The sequence below is a fragment of the Burkholderia sp. A2 genome (genome assembly GCF_001729305.1).
Taxonomy (GTDB): Bacteria; Pseudomonadota; Gammaproteobacteria; order Burkholderiales; family Burkholderiaceae; genus Burkholderia; species Burkholderia sola.
This window is the reverse complement of sequence record NZ_LZXX01000077.1, coordinates 1-360: the sequence shown is the minus strand read 5'-3', so window position 1 is coordinate 360 and position 360 is coordinate 1. Positions and strand designations below refer to the sequence as shown.

The 360-nt window shown below is 66.4% G+C and carries 1 protein-coding gene; it reads right to left on the bottom strand.

Features of this window, described 5'->3' with window-relative positions:
* Positions 1-191: LysR family transcriptional regulator (locus A9Z05_RS38345; protein WP_141723377.1), on the bottom strand; the 191-nt coding region annotated here is incomplete at its 3' end.
* Positions 192-360: the final 169 nt, after the last annotated feature.

Here is a 360-nt window from a genome sequence, read left to right as displayed (position 1 = left end):
GCGGCGCCCTCCGGCGTCAGCGACAGCCGGCGCGTCGTCCGATGCATCAGGCGCACGCCGAGCAGTGCCTCGAGATTCTGGATGATGGTCGTCACCGACGCACGCGGCATCGCCAGCGTGTCGGCCGCCCGCGTGAAGCTGTTCGCGTCGACCACGCGGGTAAAAACTTCCATTGCCTGGATTCGGTCCATGCTGCTTCCCCTTCGAATCGCCAACGGAACAGAATAGAGCCCGCGGCGGTCGCGGCACAAGCCCCCGCCTATTGTTGTCCGATCCTGAATAGTTTCGGCGCTTCGGACCGGAAATCGATCGGTTTCCGCGCAGTTCCGGCAGCGCCCGCGCCGGCCCCGCTCATCCCGG